Raw genomic sequence first — 19,687 nt, 5'->3', positions numbered from 1 at the left:
GTTCGGTCACGACAGACCCCGCTCTCGCAGTAAGCGGTCGACGTCCTCGTCGCTGAGGAGTTCGACCTCGGTGATCAGGTCGGTGAGGTCGGCGGCGCGCCGCTCCACCTCGGCGGCCAGTTCCGCGACCGAGTCGGCGGCGAAGACGAACCGCATCGGGACCTCGACGTCGAAGGACTGCCGCAGGCGCGCCAGCACCCTGGTCGCCAGCAGCGAGTGCCCGCCGAGGTCGAAGAACCGGTCGTGCGCCCCGACCCGGTCCACGCCCAGCACCTCGCCGAAGATCTCCGCGACGGCGGTCTCCACCCGAGTGCGCGGCGCCACGTGCTCCGCCGTGCGGGCCGTCATTTCGGGAACGGGCAGCCGCGCGCGGTCGACCTTTCCGTTGCCGTTCAGCGGGAAGGCGTCCAGCGCGGTGATCGACGCGGGCACCATGTACTCCGGAAGCCGCTGCCGCAGGAACGCGCGCAGGTCGTCGTGCGGCGGGTCGGCCACCACATAGGCGGCCAGCCGCTTCTGTCCGTCGCCGTCGGCGCGGGCCACCACCGCCGCATCCCGCACGGTCGGGTGGTCGAGCAACGCGGACTCGATCTCGCCCAGCTCGATCCGGAAACCGCGCACCTTCACCAGGCTGTCGGTGCGGCCGAGGAACTCCAGGGTGCCGTCGGCCAGCAGGCGCACTTGGTCCCTGGTCCGGTAGAGGCGTGCCCCCGGCGTGGCGGAGAACGGGTCGGGCAGGAACACCTGGGCGGTGCGGCGCGGGTCGCCGAGGTAGCCGCGGCCGACCCCGACGCCGCCGATGAACAGCTCGCCCGGCAGGCCCACCGGCAGCGGACGCAGCCTGCCGTCCAGCACGTGCGCCGACGTGCCCGGGATCGGCCTGCCGATCGACACCACCGGCGGCGATCCAACCAGCGCGTCCTGGCCATCGAACGCGATGTGGCACTGGTCGTCGGAGCACTCCGTCGAGCCGTAGGTGTTGAGCAGCGGCACGTGCGGGTGATGAGCGAACCACGCGCGGGCCAGGGTCACCATGAGGGCGTCGCCGGTGGGCACCAGCCAGCGCAGGCGCGGCAGGTCCGGCCGGTCGGGCACGTCCACGAGGCCGCGGAGCACCGCGGGCACCACCTGCAGGACGGTCACCCCGCGCTCGGCCACCTCGGCGATCAGCCGGGACGGGTCGGTAGCCACCTCGTCGGTGAAGATCTCCACCCGGCCGCCGACGACCAGCGGGGCGAGGAACTGCCACACGGACACGTCGAACGACTGCGGCCCGTTCTGCGCCACCACATCCGCCTCGGTGATGCCGAGGTCGCCGAGCTTGGCCAGGACGTGGTTGGTCATGCCGCGGTGTTCGACCATCACTCCCTTCGGCATGCCGGTCGACCCGGAGGTGTAGAGCACGTACGCGAGATCGCCCAGGCCGGGTCCGTCGGCGAGGTCCGTGTCATCGCCCGCCACGGCGACCAGCTCGCCCAGGTCGGTGAGGGTGAGCGCGCATCCGCTGTCCCGCACGACGCGCTCGGCGCGGGCCGCGGGCAGACCCGGGTCGACCGGCAGGTACACCGCGCCCGCCTTGAGGATGGCCAGCAGCACGGTCAGGTAGTCGATGCCGCGCTCGGCGCGCACGCCCACCAGGTCCCCCAGCTCGGCGCCCCGCTCCCGCAGGTGGCGGGCGACGCGGTTGGCACGGCTGTTCAGCTCGCCGTAGGTCAGCTCCCGGTCGTCGTGCCTGGCCGCCACCCGGGTGGGGTGGCGCGCCGCGCGTTCCTCGACCAGCCGGTGCACGAGGGCTTCCGGCGACACGGTGTCATTGCGGCGCCAGGCTTCGAGCTGGTCCCGCTCGCCGGGGGTGAGCACGTCCACGTCCGTGACAGGCCGGTCCGGGTCGGCCAGCACCCCGTCCAGCAGCACGGCCAGGTGGCCGGTGAGCCTGTCGACGCGGTCGGCGTCGAACAGGTCGCTGGAGTACTCGACGCGGCCCGCGCACCCGCCCTCGGGCGTCGGGGTCAGCTCGACGGTGAGGTCGTGCTTGGCGGTGCCGTTGTGCAGCGGTACGTCGGTGACGGTGAGGCCCGACGCCGCCAGCTCGGCGGCGGGCGCGTTCTGGAGGATGAACATCACCTGGAACAGCGGGGTGCGGCCGGTGTCGCGTTCCGGCCGCAGGTGCTCGACCACCTGCTCGAACGGCAGCGCCTGGTGCTCGTAGGCGCGCAGGGTGGTCGCGCGGACCCGGCCAAGCAGGTCGCGGAACGTGGGGTCGCCCGCCAGGTCGGCCCGCAGCACCACCGTGTTGGCGACGTAGCCGATCAGCCCTTCCAGCTCGGGGCGGGTGCGGTTGGCGATGGGACTGCCGATGCCGAAGTCCGCCTGGCCCGAGTACCGGGACAGCAGAGTCTGGAGCGCGGCGAGGAGCACCATGTACGGGGTGCAGCCGGTCTGCCTGGTCAGCGCGGACACCGCAGCCATCGTCTCCGGCGGCAGCGAGAACTCCCGGACCCCGCCGGACACCGAGCGCTCCGCCGGGCGCGGGCGGTCGGCTGGCAGGTTCAGCGCACCGGGCATCCCGGTGAGGTGGTCCGCCCAGTACTCCAGGTCACGGGCCACAGCCTGGCCGCCCGCGCGCTGCCACGCGGCGAAGTCGAGGTACCGCACAGCGGGTTGGGGTGGTGTCCTACCGCGGTAGCGCTCGACCACCTCGCGGGCCAGCACCCCCAGCGACCACCCGTCGACCACGATGTGGTGGGCGACCAGGACGAACAGGTGCTCGCGCTCCCCCGTCCGGTACAGAGTGGACCGCAGCAGCGGGCCGGTCTCCAGAGTGAACGGCCTGCCCACCTCCTGCCGGGCCAGCAGCAGCGCCGCCGCCTCGTCGGCCTTCACCAGCGGGATCGCCGCCGGGGCCTGCGCGTCGACCACCTGCCACGGCTGCCCGTCCTCGGTGACGAACCGGGTCCGCAGGACGTCGTGCGCGGCGCGGGCCGCGTCCAGGGCGGCGGACAGGGCGTCGCGGTCCAGCGCGCCCGTCAGCCGCAGCAGGACGTGCTCGTTCAGCACGGGGGTGTCCGGCGCGTACTGGTGCGTGAACCAGATCCGCTGCTGGCCGAAGGACAGCGGTCCGCTGTTGTCGGGGTGCCGCGGGATCGCCGCACCCGCCGCCGACGCCGGTCCTGCCTCGATCGCCACGGCCATCCCGGCGATGGTCGGATCGGCGAACAGCTCCGCCACGCCCAGCTCGGCGGCGAACTCGCGGTGGATGCGCGGGACCAGCCGCATCATCGACAGGGAGTCGCCGCCGAGGTCGAAGAAGCTCGTGTGGACGTCGGGCGCCCGCCGGTCGAGGACCTCGCTCCAGACCGTCCGCAGCACCCGTTCTGTCACGGTGCGCGGTTGGGCTCTGTCCGTCGCGACCTGGTGGGATTCGAGGGTCCGCCGGTCGATCTTGCCGCTCGACGTGAGCGGGAGCCGCTCGTGCTCGACCACCTCGGACGGCACCAAGTGCGCGGGGAGCTGGCCGGTCAGCGCTGCCCGCACGTCCACGTCGTCGGACACGACGTGGGCGACCAGCCGTGTGTATCCGCCGGGACCGGGCTTCGCGACGACCGCGGCGGCGTGCACTCCGGCGAGTCCGCGCAGCGCTGTCTCGACCTCGCCGGGCTCGACCCGGATTCCGCGCACCTTCACCTGCCGGTCGGTGCGTCCGAGGTGTTCCAGTGTGCCGTCCTGGCGGCGGCGGGCCAGGTCCCCCGTGCGGTACATGCGGGTCCCGGGCTCGCCGGACGGGTCCGGCACGAACCGTTCCGCGGTTCGTCCTGGCGCGCCGAGGTAGCCGCGCGCCAGGCCGTCCCCGGCGATGTAGACCTCGGCGGGCACCCCGACGGGCGTCGGCGTGAGGTGGCGGCCCAGGACGTGCGCGCGGGTGTTGGTGAGCGGCAGACCGATGGGCACAGTGGTGCCGCCGTCCGCGCGGTCGTGCCAAGTGGCGTCGGCCATGACCTCGGTGCAGCCGTAGATGTTGACCAGCGTCGCCGCTGGCAGCAGCGTCTGGAACCGGCGGGCGAGGTCGGCGGGCAGCGGTTCGCCGCTCACCGTCCACAACCGCAGGGCGGGCAGGCGGCGGCCGGTGCTCTCCATGGTGTCCAGCAGGACGCTCAACAGCGACGGCACCACCACGATGCGGGTCACCCCGTGGTCGGCGAGCGTCCTCAGGAACAGCACCGGGTCATGGACGTCGTCGGTGGCGATGACGACCGGAACGCCGCGCAGGAGCGGGCCGAACAGCTCGGCGACCGAGTCCACGAACGTGGCGGCGGTCTTCAGACAGCCCACCTCGCCGGGGGCGAACGGCTGGGCGTCCCACCCCCAGCGCAGCCGGTTCACCACCGCGCCGTGGGTTCCGCCGACGGCCTTGGGCTCGCCGGTCGAGCCGGACGTCCGCAGCACATGGGCCAGCGCGTCCGGGTCGGTGCGCGCGGGCGTGACCGGCTCGCCGTCGCGCTCGGGCCACTCGTCGATGCGGAACCGGGCGTCGGTGGCGCCGGGGGCATAGGCCGCGCCGACCTTGAGGACGCCGAGGATCGCGGCGATCTGCCGGATCGAGCGGTCCGCCGGGACCGCGACCACGTCCTCCTGGCCGATCCGGTGGGCGCGCAGGTGCCGGGCGGCCTGGTCGGCGCGCTCGGCCAGTTCGGCGTAGGTGACCGACTCCGCGCCCTGCCACAGGCACGTCGCGCCGGGCGTCCGCTCGACCTGCTCGGCGAAGAGGTCGAAGAGCCCGGGGAGGGGGTGGACCGCGGCGGTGTCGTTCCACCGGGAGAGGTCGTGCCGTTCGCGTTCGGAGAGCACCGGCAGCGCGGCGACGGTCGACTCGGGACGGTCGGCCATTCCGGAGAGCAGGGTCGCGTAGTGGCCCGCCCACCGGGAGATCGTGGCCGCGTCGAACAGGTCGGTGCGGTAGTCGATGTCCAGCCGCAGGCCGCCGTCGGCGTCCACGGCGTTGAGCACCAGGTCGAACTGGACGTGGTCGACCGGAGTCGCGACCAGTTCGACGGCCAGGTCGCTCAGCGCGGGCGGCGACACCGCCCGGTCGAGGTTGAACGTGGTGGCGACCAGCGGCGTGCGGCCGGGGTCGGTGCGGATGCCCAGGTGGTCCACCAGCACGCCGAAGGGCAGGTCCTGGTGCTCGAACGCGCCGAGCAGGTCGGCCTGGACGCGGCGGACGAGGTCCGCGGCGCGCTCGGCGCCGTCGATCAGGGTCCGCGCGGCCAGCAGGTTGGTGCAGTGCCCGACGATGCGCTCGCTGCCCCGCCAGAGCCGCCCCGCGGTCGGCACGCCCACAATCACGTCGTCGTCGCCGGTGAGGTGGTGCAGCAGCAGCGAATAGGCCGACAGCAGCACCGTGAACAGCGTGCTCCCGGTGCCGGTTCCGAGCGTCCGCAGCCGGTCCACCAGGTCGCGGTCGAGTTCCACGGTGTGCCGCGCTCCCTGGTAGCGGGCCACCGCGGGCCTGGGGCGGTCGGCGGGCAGGTCCAGCGTCGGCAGCGGGCCGGACATGCGGTCGGTCCAGTAGGCCAGCGCCTCGTCGCGGTGGGTCCGGCGCGCGAAGTCCCGAAACGGCGTTGGCTCCGGCAGCACGGGGGCCTGGCCGCCGGACTCCGCCGAGTAGCACGTGCCGATCTCCGCCATGAGCACGCCCATCGACCAGCCGTCGGCCGCGATGTGGTGGGCGGTGAAGCCGAACAGTGCGTTCTCCGGACCTGTCCGGGCGACGGCGCAGCGCAGCAGCGGCCCGGTGGCGAGGTCGAACGGCTCCCGCGACAGCCCGGTGATCCCGTCCTCGCCGTCGACCTCGGGGACGTCGACCACCACTTCGGGCAGCACGCGCTGCCACCCGTCCTCGAGGTCGAACACGGTCCGCAGTGCCTCGTGCCTGGCCACGACGCGGTTCACCGCGCGCCGCAGCGCGGCCACGTCCAGTTTGCCGGTGAGCCGGAGGACGGCGCTCTGGTGGTAGGCCGCCGACGCCTCCGGGGTGAGCCGGGCCAGCGTCCAGAGCTGCCGCTGGGCGACGGTCGGCGCGAATCGCGGCGGTCCGCCGGGCAGCGCGCCCAGCTCGCGCAACGCGTCGACGCTGTCCCGCACCGCGCGCACGATGGTGTCCACGTCGTCGTCTGTGTGCGCGGCGGACAGGAAGGCGTTGTGGCCTTCCCGAATGTGGATTCCCCGGTGCACCAGTTGGTAGAAGAGCAGGTGGATGTCCTGGGTGGACGCGAAGCGGAACAGTGAGCCGAAGTGCGCAACGGTGATCGGCACGCCTTCGGCGGCGAAGAGCACGTTGAGCCGCTCGGCCAGCGTGTCGACCCGGCGGTTCACCGACTCCTGGAACCCGGCTCCCGCCCGCTTCAGCTCGGTCAGCACGGCCAGTGCCGCGGACATCGCCAGCGGGTGCTTGCAGAACGTGCCCGCGAAGAACGTCGTCTCGGTGGTTGGGGCCGAGTCGTCGCCATAGGCCCACACGCCGCCGTCGATGGTGTCCAGGAAACCGGCCCGCCCCGCGACCGCGCCGATGGGGAGCCCGCCGCCCAGCACCTTCCCGTAGGTGGCCAGGTCGGCCCGCACGCCGAACCACTCCTGCGCGCCGCCGGGCGCGGTGCGCAGTCCGGTCACGATCTCGTCGAACACCAGGGCCGCGCCGGTGTCGTCGGCGATGGCCCGCAGTTCCCGCAGGAACGCGGCGGGCCGCACGTCCGGCCGCCTGCTCTGCACCGGCTCCACCAGGATCGCGGCCAGCTCGGGCCCGTGGGCGCGCAGCGCGGCCAGGGACGCCGGGTCGTCGTAGTCGAGCACGAGCAGGTCGTCCACCATGTGCTGCGGGATTCCGGGCGCGACGGGGGTCGGTGCGCTGTCCGCCCTGAGCCTGCGGCGAGCGCCCAAGGTGCCGTCGTAGATGCCGTGGTACGACCCGGCGAACATGGCGACCTTGGTCCGCATGGTCGCGGTCCTGGCCAGGCGCAGCGCCATCATCACGGCCTCGCTGCCGGAGTTGCAGAACGCGACCCTCGGCAGTCCGGTCAGCTCGGCCAGCAGCGCGGCGACCCGTCCGGCCAGGTCCGACTGCACACCGATGTGCACGCCCCGGTCCAACTGGGCGCGGACCGCGTCGGTGACGAAGTCCGGCGAGTGCCCGAACAGGTTGCTGCCGTAGCCCATCATCACGTCGACGTACTCGTTGCCGTCCACGTCGACCACACGGGCGCCCTTCGAGCTGGTCGCCGCGATCGGGTAGACCATCTCCTTGATCGCCATCCGGAAGTCCGACACCACCCGGTTGTCGTTGTCCGCCAACACCGGGCGGTGCAGTCCGGCCAGCCGCTTCGACTCGGCGGTGCGCCGGGTGTAGGCGGCCACGAACTCCCGCAGCGCGGGTCCGGCCGCCTCGGCGACGACGGTGATCGGCCGGTGCGGGACGAACGCCTTCGACGCGGCGGTGTCCTCCTCCGCCCTCGGCGCCGCGGCGGGAGCGGGGGGAGCGGGGCGGGCGGCCGGGGCCGAGCGGCGCCGGTCGACGTAGGCGGCCACGTCGGCGAGAGTGGTCAGGTCGGTCAGGAGCTGCCGGACCGTCAGCCGAACGCCCAACTCCTCCTCGATGACCTGGGCGGCCTCGATCAGCGCGAGCGAGTCCAGTCCCACCTGGAGCAGCGGGGCGTCGAGGTCCACCGAGTCCGGGGAGATGCGCAGCAGGCCGGCGGTGATCTCCCGCAGCCGGACCGCGGAGGTGGCAGGCTCGGCGGAGGTCGGGGCGGCTTCCGGCGCGGCGGGTGGCGTCGGGGTGTGGGGGGTGTCGAGCCAGTGGCGTTCGCCCGCGAACGGGTACGCGGGCAGATCGGCCACCCGGCGCGGCGGGCCGTGGACGGCCGCCCAGTCCACCGACACCCCGACGACGTGCAGCCGCGCGGCGGCGGTGAGCAGGGCTTCCTGGTCGTCCACGCCCTCGGCCAAGGTCGGCACCCACAGCACGGCGGGATCGGCGACGGCCCGCGTCCCGAGCTGGCTCAGCACCGGGTGCGCCCCCAGTTCGACAACCACGTCCACCCCGCGCCCGACCAGCGTCGCGACGCTGTCGGCGTACCGCACCGGCTCGCGGAGCTGGGCCGCCCAGTAGTCGCACCCGAGATCGGTGGCGACCTCCCCGGTCCGGCCGGAGACGAACGGCAGCCGCGGCCGATCGAACGCGACGGTGTCCACGGTGGACTGGAACTCCCGCGCGACCGAGTCGACCAGCGGCGAGTGGAACGGGAACCCGCCCGCCAGCTCGCGGACCCGAACACCCCGGTCGTCGAACCGGCGGATCAGGTCGGTGACGGCGGCGCGGTCGCCGGAGATGACGGTGTGCGCGGGTCCGTTGACGGCCGCGATCGACACCCGGTCCCGGTAGGGCTCCAGCGCCCGGTCGACCTCGCCCTCGGCGGCGAACACGGCCGCCATCAGCCCGTCGGTCCGCTGCATCAGCCTGCCGCGTTCGGTGACCAGCCGCATCCCGTCCGCGAGGCTGAACACGCCCGCCAGGCAGGCAGCAGCGTACTCGCCGAAGCTGTGCCCCACCACCGCGTCCGGGCGCACGCCCCAGGACCGCACCAGCCGGGCCAGCGCGTACTGGACGGCGAACAGCACGGGCTGGGCGACATCGGTCCGGGAGAGGTCGGCCGACGGGTCGAGCACGGAGCGGCCGAGCAGGGCCGAGCACTCGTCGATCACCTCGGCGAACCGGGCCGCCCGCTCGTACAGCGCTTCCGCCAGGCCGGGGTACCAGACCCCCTGGCCGGCGAACTGGAACGCCACCGACCTGGTGCCCGTCGCCTCGCCGGTGATCGCCTGCCCGGCCAGCGCCTCCCGGAGGTCGGCCGCGGTCCGGCCGACGACGGCGAGCCGGTGCGGCAGCCGGGCTCGACCGGTGTTCGCGGTAGCGCAGTAGTCGGCCAGCGGGACGGCGTCCGTCAGGCGTTCGGCGTGCCGGGCCGCCAGCCGCCGCAGCCCGCCATCGTCCTTGGCGGACAACGTCAGCACGACCACCTCGGGTCGGGCCGCGGTGTGCTCGGCAAGCGCGGGAGCCTCGCCCAGGACCATATGGGCGTTGGTGCCGCCGATGCCGAACGAGCTGACGCCCGCGAACCGGGTCCGGCCGTCCGGGGCGGTCCAGTCCCGAAGCTCGGTGTTGACGAAGAACGGGCCGAAGTCGATGGCCGGATTGGGTTCGCCACAGTGCAGGCTCGCCGGGATCTTCCGATGCCACAGCGACAGCGCGGTCTTGATCAGTCCGGTCACGCCCGCCGCGGCGTCGAGGTGGCCGACGTTGGTCTTCACCGAGCCGATCGGGCAGTAGCCGGTCCGGTCGGTGGTGAGCCGGAACGCCTGCGCCAGCGCGGCGATCTCGACCGGGTCGCCCAGCCGCGTGCCGGTGCCGTGCGCCTCGACGTAGCCGATGTCGTCGGCCCGCACGCCGCTGAACTCCAGCGCTCCGGCGACGACGGCGGCCTGGGCGTCCACGCTCGGCGCGGTGTAGCCGACCTTCGCCCCGGCGTCGTTGTTGATCATCGAGCCCTTGATCACCGCGTACACCCGGTCGCCGTCGGCCAGCGCGTCGGCCAGGGGGCGGAGCACCACGGCGCCCAGGCCGCTGCCGAACACGGTCCCCTCGGCCCGCGCGTCGAACGCCCGGCAGTGCCCGTCCGGGGAAAAGATGGCGTCCTCCCGGTACACGTAGCCGGTGCGCTGCGCGGCCCGCACGGACACGCCGCCCGCGATCGCGATGTCGGACTGGCCCGACAGCAGGCTCTGGCACGCCAGGTGCACGGCGACCAGCGAGGTGGAGCACGCGGTCTGCACGCTGATCGCCTCGCCGGACAGGTTCAGTTTGTAGGCGACCCGGGTGGCCAGGTGGTCCTTCTCGTTGCCGATGAGCCCCTGGTAAGCGCGCATCGGGGAGGTCGCGCCGGACAGCACGGACAGGGCGTAGGTGTTGCTGCCGCAACCCGCGTAGACGGCCACGGCGCCGTCGTGGCTGGTCAGGTCGCGGCCGGAGTCCTCCATCGCGGTCCACGCGCATTCCAGGAAAAGCCGGTGCTGTGGGTCGGTCAGCTCGGCCTCCGCCGGTGACATGCCGAAGAAGGCGGCGTCGAACCGGTCGGCGTCGGGCAGCTCACCCCCGGCGGGCACGAACCGCGGGTGGGTGCGGTCGACCGACAGGAACGCGGCGTCCTCCAGCTCGTCCGGCGCGAACCGGGAGACCGACTCGACGCCCGCGGCCAAGTTGGCCCAGAACTCGTCCAGGCCGGTCACTCCCGGGCAGCGGATCGCCATGCCGGTGATCGCGATGTCAGTGGAGTTCACTGCTTTCCTCCGCTTCGCTTGACGCGGCCTGCCACCGCGTCCCGCCTGCGCCGCGCGGCCAGGCTGGCGCGCCGCAGGTGGTCCGACGGCCCGGCCCGGCCGTCGACGTGCGCGGCTACCGAGCCGACGGTGGGCGCCTGGAACAAGGTGACGACGGGCAGCTCGACACCGACCTCGGCGCCGATCCGCTGGTGGACCTCGATCAGCGTGGCCGACGTGCCGCCGAGGTCGAAGAAGTTGTCGTGCACGCCGACCCGCTCGACCCCGAGCACGTCGGCCCACAGCGCGGCGAGCCGCCGCTCCAGCCCCGAGGCCGGCGCGACGAACTCCGCGTCCGGCGTGCCCCGGTCCGCGGGCGGCTCGGGCAGCGCGGCCCGGTCGAGCTTGCCGCCGGTCGTGCGCGGGAGACCGGGCAGCGTCACGAACTCGGCGGGCGTCATCGCGCCGGGCAGTGTCCGGCGGGCGTGTCCGCGCACGTCGGACGCGGTGGCGTCCACCTCAAGCACCAGGTAGGCGACGAGCCGCTCGGTGCCGCGCGCGTCGGGCCGCACGACGACCGCGCACTCGACCACGCCTTCGTGTCCGGCCAGCGCCGCCTCCACCTCCGCGGTCTCGACGCGCACGCCGCCGACCTTCACCTGCCGGTCGACGCGGCCCAGGTGCTCCAGCACGCCGTCCGCCCCTTGCCGCACGAGGTCGCCGGTCCGGTACAGCCGCCCACCCGGCTCGGCGGCGAACGGGTCGGGGACGAACCTGACCGAGGTCATGGCGGGATCGCCGACATAGCCGCGCGCCACGGCGCGTCCGCCGACGTACAGCTCGCCGGGCACCCCCTGCGGCACCGGGCGGACCGCCGTGTCCAGAACGTGGACAGCGGTGTCGGGGAGCGGGAGTCCAATCGGGACGGTAGCGGGCGGCGTGGCGTCCGGCTCGAACGAGGTCACGTCCCACGCCTCGGACATGCCGTAGACGTTGATGATCCGCGCGTGGGGGAAACGTGTGCGGAACCGGCCGAGCAGGTCGGCGTCCAGCGGCTCGCCACTGCTCAGCCACAGGCCGAGGGCGGGCAGGTCGCCTGGCTCGCGCAGGATCGCCCTGAGCAGGGTGGGCACCAGCAGCAGGCGGGTCACCCGGTGCTCGGCGAGGGCGGCCACCAGCGCGCCGACGTCGCGGGTCTCGGGCACGACAACCGTGGGCACACCACACAGCACCGAGCCGAGCAGCTCCCAGATCGAGTCGACGAACGCCACACTCGACTTCAGGCAGGCCACGTCGTCCGGGCCGAACGGGTGCTCGCGCCACATCCAGCCGAGCCGGTGCAGGATCTGCCGGTGCTCCAGCGCGACCGCCTTCGGCTCCCCGGTGGAGCCCGAGGTGAACACCAGCCACGCCTGCTCGTCCGGCAGCATGACCAGCCCGAGGTTCGCGGAATCCTCGTTCGCGCCGAGTGTTTCCGGTGTCACCACGGTCTCGGCACCCGCGATCCGCAGCATAGCCGCGATCCGGCCGTCCGGCAGCGCCGGATCGATCGGCAGGCACACGGCCCCCAGCTTCAGTACCGCCAGCACCGCCACCGGCAGGTCCACGCCGTGCGGGAGGCGCACACCGACCACGTCACCCCGCCGGACTCCACGCCCGCGCAGCGCCCTGGCGAGCCGGTTCGCCCGCGCGTTCACCTCCGCGTAGTCGAGCCGGTCGCGGCCGCACACCAGCGCCGTCACGGCTGGGGTTAGCGCCGCCTGCTCCTCGAACAGGGCGGACAGCGAGCGCTGTTCCGGCGCGGTCATGGCACCGCGCGGCCCTGGGCGGGCATCGGCGAGCGGAATCCGGCCCAGCGGCACGGACGGGTCGGCGACCACGGCCCGCAGCAGGGACCGGAAGTGCACGCCGAACCGCTCGATCGTCGCGGCGTCGAACAGGTCGGTGTTGTAGGTCCAGACTGTCGCGATCCCCCCGGCGGTCTCGGCCGCCTCCAGCGCGAGGTCGAACTGCGCCGCCAGCCGATCGAGCGCGACGGACTCCACCTCGACACCGCCCAGCCGTCCGCGCGCGCCGGGCAGCCCCAACGCGAGGGCGGGCAGCAGCCCGGCCGGGTCGAGGCCAGCTGGGTGCAGGGTGATCGTCGTCTGGAAGACCGGCGGCACGGCGGTGTCCCTGCCCACCCCGTCCAGCATCAGCGGGAATGGGAAGTGCTGGTGCGCCAGCGCGCCGTGCACCGTTTCCCGGTCCCGCGCCAGCAGCGCCGTGAACGCCAGGTCGGCCGCGCACAGGGTCCGCAGCGGCACCATCGTCGACACGTTGCCGACGACGTCCGCCAGCGACACCGGCCCGCGGGCTGCGACGGGCGCGCCGACGATCACGTCCTCGTCGCCGGTGTGCCGGAACAGCAGTGCCCGGTACGCGGCCAACAGGACGGTGAACACCGTGGTGCGCTCCCGCTGTGCCAGCCTCCGCAGCCCGGCCGCGAGTTCCCCGTCCAGCTCCAGGCGCGTCGACGCCCCGGCGAACCGGCGCGCTGCGGGACGCGGCCGGTCGGCGGGCAGTCGCAGGACCGGCAGTGGACCGGACAGCCGATCGGCCCAGTACTTCTTCGACCGGGCGCCATCCGGCCCCGCGAGCAGCCGCGCCTGCCAGTCGACGAAGTCCGGATACCGGCCGACCACCTCGGCGGGGCTCACCAGCACCGCGGCCGACCAGAAGTCGGCGATGATGTGGTGCAGCACAATGACGAGCACGTGGTCGTCCGGTCCCAGCGTGAACAGGTGGGCCCGCAACAGCGGGCCGCGTTCGAGGTCGAACGGCCTGCGCACGGCCGACGCGATGTCCGTCCCGTCCTCGCGGTGGAACCACGCCCCCGGTTCGGCGTCCACGACCCGGGTTGGACGTCCGTCGACGGCGGGGAACCGGGTGCGCAGGGCCTCGTGCCGGTCCACCAGCGCGGCCAGGAACCCGTGCGCCGCGGCCACATTCGCGGTGAGGCGCACCGCCGCCGCGAGGTGGTGAACCGGGCTGTCGGGGGCCAGCCGGTGCTGAATCCACAGGGCGTGTTCCCCGGGCGAGAGGTCGGTGGTTCCCGACGCGGCCCGGGGCGTGGTTTCCGCGACGCCGTCGGCGATCTCCCGGGCGAGCGCGGCGGGGTCGAGCCCGCCGATGAGCCGCTCCAGCGGCAGCGGCACACCCGTGGCCGCTTCGATCTCGTGCCCCAGCTGGACCGCGGCGAGGGAGTCGAGCCCGGCGGCGGCCCGGTCGCGCAGGTACGCCTCGATCAGCCCGGCCCTGTCCTCGGCGGCCAGCAGGTCGTCCCTGGCCAGACCGGGCGAGGGTGCCGCGTCCACGTCGGCGGTGACGACCTTCAGGTTGCCTGCCAGGTAGTCCGCGCGGCAGCGGTGCCGTTGGACCTTGCCGCTGGTGGTGCGCGGCACGCTCGCCGGGCGCACCAGGACCACGGCGTGTGCGCGGATCTCGTGCCGGGCCGCGATCTCCGTGCGGACCGCGGCCACGATCTCCGCGAGGTCCCGGTCGGTCCGGCCGACCTCGTTGACGACAACGAGCCGCTCGACGCCGTCGACCGGCACGCTGAACGCCGCGCCCGCGTCCGGCCGAAGGGCGGGATCGGCGGACTGGGCGGCGCCCTCGATGTCCCTCGGGTAGTGGTTGCGGCCGTTCAGGATGATCAGGTCCTTGCGCCGCCCGGTAACGAACAGCTCGCCGCCGTCGAGGAAGCCGAGGTCGCCGGTCCGCAGGTACGGTCCCGCCCCGGTGTCGGCGCGGTGCGCGCCGAACACGGCGGCGGTCTCCTCCGGCTGGTTCCAGTACCCGGCGCCGACGCTGGCGCCGCGCAGCCAGATCTCGCCGACCGCGCCGTCCGGCACGCCCACCCGCCGGTCCGGGTCGACGATGTGGATGTCCTGGTCGGGCATCGCCGTGCCGCAGGAGACGAGGGTCTGGCCGGTGGCCGAGGGCACCGCGTGGCCACCGCCCAGCGCCGCGCGGTCGAACCGGCGGGTGACCGCGGGCGCTCCCGCGGCGCCGCCGCTGACCAGCAGGGTCGCCTCCGCGAGCCCATAGCACGGGTAGAAGGCGTCGCGGCGGAACCCGCAGGGCGCGAAGTGCTCGGCGAACCGGCGCAGTGTGTCCGGGTCGACCGGCTCGGCACCGGTGAACGCCAGCCGCCACCGGCTGAGGTCCAGTTCGGCGCGCTGCTCGGGGCTGATCCGCCGAACCGCCAGCTCGTAGCCGAAGTTCGGGCCGCCGCTGCTGGTGGCGCCGAGGTCGGAAACCGCCCGCAGCCACGTCATCGGCGAGCGCGCCAGGGACATCGGCGACATCAGGGTGACCGGGAAGCCGCCGTAGAGGGGTTGCAGCAGGCCGCCCACGAGCCCCATGTCGTGGTACGGCGGCAGCCACAGCACCGCGCGGCTGTCCGCGTCCTGCCGGAACGACCGGGCGATGTGGCCGAGGTTGTGCGTCAGGTTGCCGTGAGTGATGACGACGCCCTTCGGCGCGGCCGTCGACCCGGACGTGTACTGGAGCAGCGCCACCGTGTCCGAGGACGCGGCGCGCTCGACTTCCCGGCCGGACGGGGTCAGTGCGTCGCTCGCCACCACCCGGATCGGCAGGTCGGCCAGCGCATCGGCCACCCCGGGCACGGCCGATGCGACGGTGAGCGCGAGCGCGGGGCAGGCGTCGGCGATGATCCCGGCCAGCCGGACCGCCGACTTGTTGGCCCGCGGCGGGTAGGCGGGCACCGCGATCATCCCGGCGTCCCAGCAGCCGAACAGCGCGGCCAGGTAGTCCAGGCCGGGCGGGTGCAGCAGGAGCACGCGGTCCCCCGGCGCGCACCGCCCGCGCAGGTCGTCGCCGATCGCCGTCGCCCGGTCGGCGAGCCCGCGGTAATCCAGCGAGGCGTCGTCGTCGAGGTAGGTGAAGCCGACACGGTCGGGTTGCTCGGCAGACCTCCGGCGCAGGATGTCCAGCAACGTCATGTCAGGTCTCCGACGTGCCGCTCGACATCCTCGATCCGGGCGTGGATCAGGGCTTCCTTCCCTCGGCACGGCACGTCGGCGTTGACCGCCAGCTCGCGCCCGGTCACCAGCAGCACGGTCGTCTCGTCGGCACCGACCAGGTCCAGCCTCCTGGCCTTGTGCAGGCCCGCCAGGGACGCCGCGCCCGCGGGCTCGCTGCTGATCCCGGCAGTGGTCGCCAGCGTCTCGACCGCGTCGAGCATCGCCTGGTCGGTCACCGCCACGAACGCCCCGCCGCTGTCGGCGACCTCGGTGAGCGCCTCCGCTCCGCTGATCGGCTCGGGCACGTCGATGCCGTCGGCGACGGTGCCGGAGTGCCGCAGCGACGATTCCGGCCGGGACTGCCACATCCGCACCAGCGGCTGGCAGCCCGCCGCCTGCACGCCGACCAGCCTCGGCACCCGGCTGGACACCCCCTGGGCGCGCAGCTCGCGGAAGCCGCGGCCCATCGCGACCAGGGTCGGCCCGTCGCCGACCGGGACCACGACGATGTCCGGCACAGCCCGCCCGAGCTGTTCCCAGATCTCGAAGGCCACGGTCTTCTTTGCCTCCAGGGTCAACGGGTTCGCCCCGGTGTTGCGGTCGAGCCAGCCGAACCTCGCCGCGGCCTCACGGGACAGCTCGAACGCCGCGCGGTACCCCTCGACAACCCGCAGCACGAGCGCCCCCGCGATCCGCATCCGCGCGACCTTCGCGGCCGGACAGCCTGCCGGGACGAAGATCACCGCGTTCATCCCCACCGCCGACGCGCCCAGCGCGGTGGCGATGGCCGCGTTGCCGGTGGACGCGGTGGTGATCGTGGTCGCGCCCGCCCGCAGCCCGTTCTCCAGGACGAGCGCGGTCGCGCGGTCCTTGCTGGAGCCGCTGGTGCCCCAGGTCTCGTCCTTGACCCACAGGTTCGGCATCCCGACCACGCGGCGCAGCCGGTCCGGCCCGATCATCGGCGTGCCGCCCACCGGCAGCGGGTACCGGATCACCCCGTCCGCCAGTGGGAGCAGCGCCCGGTAGCGCCACATCCCCCACGGCCGCACCTCGTCGGCCGAGCCCAGCTCCAGCCCGGCGCTCACCCGGCGTCCACCGGCAGCGCCGTGCCCAATCCGAGGCCGCGGGCGGCGCGCAGCACCTCACCCGCGACCGCAACGTCCAGAATCCCCATGCCGAACGGGTTGCTGAGCACGATCTCGTTCTCCGACGCGCGGCCGGGTCGGCGGCCCGCCGCGATCTCGGCGAGCGTCGCGTCCACCCGCCGGGCATCCGCTTTCGCGGTGCCGAACGCCTCGCCGTCCGGTCCGAGCAAGTCACCACCGCGGTACATCCGGCCGAGGACGCGCCGGGCGTCGGCGCTGACCAGCGGCCAGTCGTCGATCACCAGGAGATCGGCCGCGCGCACGACCTCGGGCAGCACGTCGTCCAGCGACACGTGCGCCACAAGGGTTCCGGCGGCGAGCCAGTCGAGCGGGATGTAGCCGGTGGTGGTCGTGGTGGCGGTGATGACGATCTGCTGGTCGCGCACCGCCTTCTCCGCGCTGCCCGCCGCCGCGCAGTCGACGCCCTCGGCGCACAGGGCCTCGACAACGGCGTCCGTGCGTGTGGGGTCGGCGTCGAAGAGGGTGAACCTGGCTCCGGGGAGATCCTCGGCGAGCAACCGCACGTGCGTCTGGCCCAGCGCCCCGCAGCCCACGACGCCGATCCGGCGGCTGTCGGGCACGGCGAGCAACCGCACGGACAGCACCGTGTACGCGGCGGTCCGCAGCGCACTCAGGTGGGCGGCGTCCATGATCACTTCGGGCCGGGCGGTCTCCCGGTCGAACAGCAGGGTCACGCCGTTCGCGCGCGGCAGGCCGTAGCCGTGGTTGTCCAGACTGCTGTTGATCAGCTTGACGCCCAGCACCGGCCGCTCGCCCCACAGCGCGCCCGGCAGCGCGAGGCTCCGCGCGAAGGCTCCTTTGCTGGTGTGCCATGGCAAGTACGCCTCGTCCGGCAGAGTCGTGCGGCCTTCGGCGTGCAGCGCCAAGGCATCGCCGACGATCGTCACCGGGTCGAGGCCGCGCGCCGCGCGCACCACGTCCCGGCCGGTCAGGTACAGCAGAGTCGCCGGTTCAGGCATCCCAGGTCTCCAGTTCGTAGCGCACGCCGCGTGACCTGGCGGCCACGATCCCGGCGCGGACCTCGTCCAGGACCCCGCGCTCGGCGAGCCAGCGGTCGTCGTAGCAGGTGAAGCGGTAGTTGTCGGCGCCGTCGGCCAGCACGGCCACGGGGTTCCGGAACCGATCGATGCCGTGCGCGAGGGCCGCCGACAGCACGGCGCCGCCGGAGCCGCCCACGGCGAGACCGGTGTCGTCGGCGGCCATCCGGCAATGCACGAACGCCTCGACGTCGGTCACCGACAGCGCGCGGTCGTAGTGGCCGGGCCGCAGGAACGACGAGCGCCGGGACGCGCCGATACCGGTCAGTAGGTGCGATCCGGCCACGTCGCCGGTCACCAGGGAGCCGCGCACGTCCACCGCGAACACGGCGGCGCCGGACACGTGCCCGCGGACGCCGTCGCTGATCCCGGCGAGCGTGCCCCCGGTGCTGACCGCGACGAATACGGCGTCCACCTGCCCGTCGGTCTGCTCGACCAGCTCGCGGGCGGTGGTGCGGCGATGCACGTCCGGGTTGGCCGGGTTGCGGTACTGGTCGGGCCAGCGCAGGCCGGGGTCCTCGACCCGCAGCCGGGCGACCTCGGCCAGCCGGGACAGCAGGTACCCGCCGGAGGCGTCCGGCTCGCGCACCGTCACCAGCGTCGCGCCCGCCGCGGTCAGCCGGTCGCGCAGGGCGAGCGGCAGTTTCGGGTCGACCACGGCGACGAACCGGCACCTCAGGTCGGCCAGCACGGAGGCGAGGGCCAGGCCGAGGTTGCCCGACGTGGACTCGACCACAGTGGAGCCGGGGGTGAGCGCGCGTTCGCCGTCCATCGCGTCGAGCAGGCCGAGCGCGGTCCGGTACTTGATCGACCCGGTCGGGTTGTGCCCCTCCAGCTTCAGCCACAGCCGGGTGCGCTTGCGCCCCGCCACCACGGTCAGCGGCCACAGCGGGGAGCGCGTTTCGGCGTCAGAGAGCAGCCTGCCGAGCGTGCGCCCGGTCATCGGGCACCGCCCGCGCACCACTCCAGAATGGACATCGCCCCGTAGAGCTTGTGCTCGGCCTGCTGGAACGCCACGCTGCGCGGCCCGTCGAGCACGTCGGCGTCGACCTCTTCGCCGCGGTGCGCGGGCAGGTCGTGCATGAAGACCGCGGCCGGGTAGCGGGCCATCAGGGCCTGGTCGACCCGGAACGGCACGAACTCCCGCCGCCAGTCGCGGTCGGCCTTGTGCGTGCCGGTGGTCTGCCAGCGGGACGTGTAGATGACGTCGACATCGTCGGGCAGGTCGTCCAGGTGGTGGTGCTGCTCGATGTCCGCGCTTGGCGCCGCGCGCCGATGCGCGGTGGCGAGCGCGTCGGGCGGCAGGCCGTAGCCCGACGGTGTGCGCAGCGACAGGCGAGTGCCCGGGTAGCGGGGCAGCGTGTAGGCGAGCGCGGCGGCGGTGTTGTTGCCCTCGCCCAGGTACAGGACGCGCAGTCCGTCCAGCCTGCCGAAGACCGCGAGCATCGTGGACAGGTCGGTGACGCCCTGCGTCGGGTGCTCGTCCCTGGTCATCGCGTTGACCACGGCCATCCGCCCGTTCGCCGCGATCGCCCGCAGCTCGTCGGGGTCGCCCGCGGTCCGCGCCACGAAGCCGTCCAGCATCGACGACAGGACCCGGCCGGTGTCCGCCGGACTCTCGCCGGTGCGTTCCTGGAGGTCGTCCGGGCCGAAGGTGATGATCTCGGCACCCAGTTTCAGCGCGCCGACCGAGAACGCGGTCCTGGTCCGGGTTGACGTTTTCCGGAAGTAGATTCCAATGACCTTTCCGCGCAGTGGCTGAGGATGGGGAACACCATTGGAATGGTCCACGGAACGGCGGACCAGCGAATCCAGATCGTGGACGCCCAGGTCCGTGGCCGACAACAGGTGACGCGGGCCGCTCAAGTCAGATTCACTGGTCAAACCCTGTGCCGATCCACTCGGCGAGTGCATTCACGTCCCCCATCGCATTGCCGTCCCGAGGCAAGTTATGACCACTGTGCATCGAATCATCATCGAGCAGCCATCGAGCAGCCATCGAGCCGTCATCGGCATCGGAATTTCCTTTCCGACTGAGAATGCCGTTAACATCGGTGACCCATTGACCTCAATTCCCGAGAAGGGGAGGACG

The 19,687-nt window shown here is 73.4% G+C and carries 6 protein-coding genes; all 6 read right to left on the bottom strand.

Features of this window, described 5'->3' with window-relative positions; translation table 11 throughout:
• Window positions 1–6: 6 nt before the first annotated feature.
• Genes BLA60_RS12385 through BLA60_RS12360 form a run of 6 tightly spaced genes read right to left on the bottom strand, consistent with a single transcriptional unit; the run spans window position 7 to window position 19,509 of the window.
• Window positions 7–10,386, bottom strand: a complete 10,380-nt coding sequence (locus BLA60_RS12385) for a hybrid non-ribosomal peptide synthetase/type I polyketide synthase (RefSeq protein WP_075132947.1) — start codon at window positions 10,384–10,386, stop codon at window positions 7–9.
• Window positions 10,383–15,371, bottom strand: a complete 4,989-nt coding sequence (locus BLA60_RS12380) for a non-ribosomal peptide synthetase (protein WP_075132946.1) — start codon at window positions 15,369–15,371, stop codon at window positions 10,383–10,385. Before BLA60_RS12380 ends, BLA60_RS12385 begins: the two co-directional genes overlap by 4 nt.
• Window positions 15,368–16,477, bottom strand: coding sequence for a threonine synthase (locus BLA60_RS12375; RefSeq protein WP_075132945.1), 1,110 nt, complete (start codon window positions 16,475–16,477; stop codon window positions 15,368–15,370). The genes BLA60_RS12380 and BLA60_RS12375 overlap by 4 nt, the downstream gene beginning before the upstream one ends.
• Window positions 16,474–17,517 carry an ornithine cyclodeaminase family protein gene (locus tag BLA60_RS12370; RefSeq protein ID WP_075132944.1) on the bottom strand — a complete coding sequence of 348 codons (1,044 nt, stop codon included), beginning with the start codon at window positions 17,515–17,517 and terminating at the stop codon, window positions 16,474–16,476. The genes BLA60_RS12375 and BLA60_RS12370 overlap by 4 nt, the downstream gene beginning before the upstream one ends.
• On the bottom strand, window positions 17,510–18,538 hold the full coding sequence (locus BLA60_RS12365) for a cysteine synthase family protein (RefSeq protein WP_075133022.1): 1,029 nt from the start codon (window positions 18,536–18,538) through the stop codon (window positions 17,510–17,512). Before BLA60_RS12365 ends, BLA60_RS12370 begins: the two co-directional genes overlap by 8 nt.
• Window positions 18,535–19,509 (bottom strand): ornithine carbamoyltransferase, encoded by a 975-nt coding sequence (locus BLA60_RS12360; RefSeq protein WP_075132943.1) that lies wholly within the window; start codon window positions 19,507–19,509, stop codon window positions 18,535–18,537. Before BLA60_RS12360 ends, BLA60_RS12365 begins: the two co-directional genes overlap by 4 nt.
• Window positions 19,510–19,687: the final 178 nt, after the last annotated feature.

The sequence above is a fragment of the Actinophytocola xinjiangensis genome, assembly GCF_001921215.1.
Classification (GTDB): Bacteria; Actinomycetota; Actinomycetes; order Mycobacteriales; family Pseudonocardiaceae; genus Actinophytocola; species Actinophytocola xinjiangensis.
This window is presented reverse-complemented; position numbering and strand designations above follow the sequence as displayed.